Genomic DNA, 3331 nt, shown 5'->3' with positions numbered 1-3331 from the left:
GCTTGGCTCCTGCGTCTTCTGAAAATCGCGTTTCTGCCTGTAGGTCGAAAGCTTGTCGTTGGCCATGGGTATCCCCGTAAATAATCAGCCTGCCGTCCCTGATGGAATGAGGCGTGGGCAGGACAGAGAGAGGCGCTCAACTGCCCAGCCGAAAACAGGAGCACCGCCCACTATCTCAACAAGCAAAATCAATTATTCCAGGTTTTGTTCCGAGGGGGCGGAGGAGGGCAAATGGCTCGTCTTCAGCCGTACTTCCCCAAGAGCGATGGTCGCCAGCGCGTCGATGATCGACGCGTTCTGAGCGGCATCATTTTCGTCAACCGCAACGGCCCAGGTGGTGCGATGCGCCAAAGGAATATGGCCCTTCCAAGACGCTTTATAACCGCTGGAAACGTTGGGGTGACAAGGGCATCTTTCTCCAGATGATGGAATGCTTGGCTGTGCCCGAGGCTGCAGAGCGCATGAACATCATGATCGACGCGACCTATCTCAAGGCCCACCGCACGGCTTCCAGCCTGCGGGTAAAAAAGGGGGCTCAGGCCGCCTGGGCGCACGAAAGGCGGCATGAACACCAAGCTTCATGCCATAACGGATGCGATTGGTCGCCCGATCATTTTCTTCATAACGGCCGATCAGGTCAGCGATTACACCGGTGCCGCCGCCTTGCTTGATGAACTTCCCAAGGCCAAATGGCTACTGGCCGACCGTGCTATGATGCCGACTGGTATCGTGACGCTTTACAGGCGAAGGGGATCATCTCCTGCATTCCGGGTCGGAAGTCCTGCAACAAAGCCATCAAATACCGTAAACGCCGGTACAAACGGCGCAACCGGATCGAGATCATGTTCGGGCGTCTCAAAGACTGGCGGCGTGTCGCTACCCGCTACGACAGATGCCCAATGGTCTTCCTCTCCGCCACCGCTCTCGCTGAAACCGTTATCTTCTGGCTCTGATCAACGAGTCCTGAACCTAGGAAAGTCCCGAACGCTTTAGGTGTCCGAAAACCGCTGCATTTGATTGGTTCTACAAGTTTTCGGGTGCGGGGCGTCTCATAGCATTTCCACCCCACCCTGTCTCCTGCAAGGCGTCGAAATGGTTGGGGGCCTCGCACGTCAGGGCAAATAATGTAACCCGGATGTTTCCTTCCTCTTGAAAATCGCGGAATATCTGCCGAGTTAGCCGGATGCTGCGCGCTCGTGACGGAGAACAATAGGTTGGCGTGCCATGCTTCAACCGCCTGCTTGACGGGGCGCAGAAACCGGCGGTTATCGTCTATTTGAGAACGGAGGGCTGACGCCTTTTGATGCTATTTTCCATCCGAAGAGAAGGGTCGCAAGACATAGTCGCGACTAATCGTGGAATCATGGGCGCCGGTAAGATCAATCCATCCCGCATCCCGCCCAATGACGGCGCCAATCATGACAAACAGGGCGACCATCATCAAAAGGATCAAGGAAAACAAGACAGGTGGCAGCACTCTTTTGCACCCGAAAAGAAATATTGCAAGGGCGTTGGCTCAATGGAGGGTCGGACAGCCCGAAGACTGGCCGACCCTGCAGCGACGTGACTTCTGGGCACGTACTCATTGCAATGCAGGATTCGCCGGTGTTCTTCAACCCTCTATCGATCAGCATACCGGAATTGGACATGCGAACCCTACCAACGGATTGCCCCATCTTGCTGACACCACCCAGTCGGGTCTTGCCTCCCGTAGAGTGCTGCCTGGGCACAAGGCCAAGCCAGGCAGCAAAATTCCGGCCGCTCTTAAATGCGCGAAGATCTGGAGCAAATGCGAGGATCGCGCCGACGGTCACGGATCCGACGCCGGGAGCAGTGCAAAGTCGACGCATATCTTCATTCGCTTTGATCGCTTCTCGAAGTTTCAGCATCAGCCCGTCGATTTTCTCGGTCAGCAGCCTGATCTGATCCAGGTAAAGCTGGCCCATCTCTCTAACTCCAGTAGGAAGATCATTTGTCTCATCGGCCAGAATTCCCACTACCGCAGTGAGATTGGCGGGTCCTTGAAGAACGATGATCCCGAATTCGCCAAGATGTCCACGCAGCGCATTGATGAGCTCGGTACGATGGCGCACGAAGCACTGGTGCGTTCGAAACGCCACCGCTCGGGCTTGATGTTCAGCCCTTGACCTCGACATAATGCATGTTCGCTCGTTGTGCAGCCTCGATCGCCGCTGCATCGGCTGTGTCGTTCTTCTGACGTTTGACAAACGGCTTCACGTAGATCGGAGGGAATCAGCCTTACATTATGGCCACAGCGTTGAGCAAAGCGGCCCCAAAAATGGCCGGTGGCACAAGCCTCCCGCTCCCCCTCGCGTACAGTCGCCCTGTTCTCCTGTCGTGTTTTTTAAGGTTGCCGGTATTGCCGGCGGGGTTAGCCTTGAACCGTCGCATCTTTCCAACGGGTAGCGGCATAGATGCCCGGCGCTTACGAGGAGCGTCGGGCCTCATTCTTTTTGAAGACTATAAGTTACAGTTGAAACGTAAGCTTCGCGCAACCTATCTGCGCTATCTTCTATTCCAACGACACGAATGCCAAGAACAGGCATCATAGAATGCAGCGGCGTTGCGAATAGCGCCTAAGCGTGAGCTCGTCACCCCGCCAGGTGACGGGCTTTTTTGTTCTTACCTGTGCCCAGGAACGTTTGGTTTTTTAGCGAATTGAAACATTGCCGTCGGTGTTCCAATTCCGCAGCGGCGCGAGGCCCGCTCGATTAATCTCCAACGAGATCGGCGGGCCTCACTTTTTTGAGTGCGACGGGAAGCGTTTCCCGAGCCATTGTAGTCTTGGAGTGCCCGTTTCGGCGGACATGCCAGTTTGATTTAGCCCTGATGAACTGCCGAGGGGAAGCCATTTTGAGCGCGGATGGGGATGGATTTCGTTACTTGATCTCGCCGTGCGACGCTCGATCAGATTTGTCGACTGAAGCTTTGCCCAGTGCTGCTTGGGAAAGGTCATGTAAGCGAGGACATCCTGTTCGGCACTATCCATCAGCGTAGCGAGTTTCGGAACCTTCGGCCTGATCTGGTCGGCGACACTGCGCCATTGGGTGCTCGCCGCCGCTGGCGTGTCCTGAGCAAATGCCGTGGCAATGAAGGCGGACACGACGCGACGTCCGCTCTTTCCGGCTTGGACCAAGGCATTGCGCATGAAGTGAACCATGCATCTCTGCCAGGTTGTGATTAGGCATGGAGTAAGGGGTCTGACTCAATCTTGATGATGTTTTAGATTCCACTGGCCTGGTTTTTCACGGAGAACCAGCGCCATGCGAGCCCAGTTTCGGCTTTCCGATCTGATCCCAGCCGAGCTGAC

2 protein-coding genes and 1 pseudogene are annotated in these 3331 nt (G+C 55.6%); 1 reads left to right on the top strand and 2 read right to left on the bottom strand.

Features of this window, described 5'->3' with window-relative positions; translation table 11 throughout:
* Positions 1 to 564 precede the first annotated feature (564 nt).
* The gene (locus tag AKG12_RS31490; protein ID WP_502688820.1) at positions 565 to 993 is read left to right on the top strand and encodes a transposase; all 429 of its coding nucleotides are present in this window, start codon (positions 565 to 567) and stop codon (positions 991 to 993) included.
* 386 nt (positions 994 to 1379) lie between these two features.
* Here AKG12_RS31490 and AKG12_RS31245 read toward each other — a convergent pair whose 3' ends face one another.
* The gene (locus AKG12_RS31245; protein ID WP_225339657.1) at positions 1380 to 1850 is read right to left on the bottom strand and encodes a transposase; all 471 of its coding nucleotides are present in this window, start codon (positions 1848 to 1850) and stop codon (positions 1380 to 1382) included.
* Positions 1851 to 2920: 1070 nt separating this feature from the next.
* Positions 2921 to 3205 (bottom strand): annotated as a pseudogene (locus tag AKG12_RS28880) (transposase); the annotation flags it as partial.
* Between the last annotated feature and the right edge of the window lie 126 nt (positions 3206 to 3331).

It is taken from the genome of Agrobacterium sp. SUL3, assembly GCF_001263295.1.
Classification (GTDB): Bacteria; Pseudomonadota; Alphaproteobacteria; order Rhizobiales; family Rhizobiaceae; genus Agrobacterium; species Agrobacterium tomkonis.
Note: the sequence above shows the minus strand (reverse complement) of the source record. Positions and strands in the feature narration are given on the sequence as shown.

Bases quoted from the DNA above. Each gene is read 5' to 3' on its own strand.
- AKG12_RS31245 (WP_225339657.1), bottom strand. From the start codon at position 1,850: ATGCGTCGACTTTGCACTGCTCCCGGCGTCGGATCCGTGACCGTCGGC.
- AKG12_RS31490 (WP_502688820.1), top strand. From the start codon at position 565: ATGAACACCAAGCTTCATGCCATAACGGATGCGATTGGTCGCCCGATC.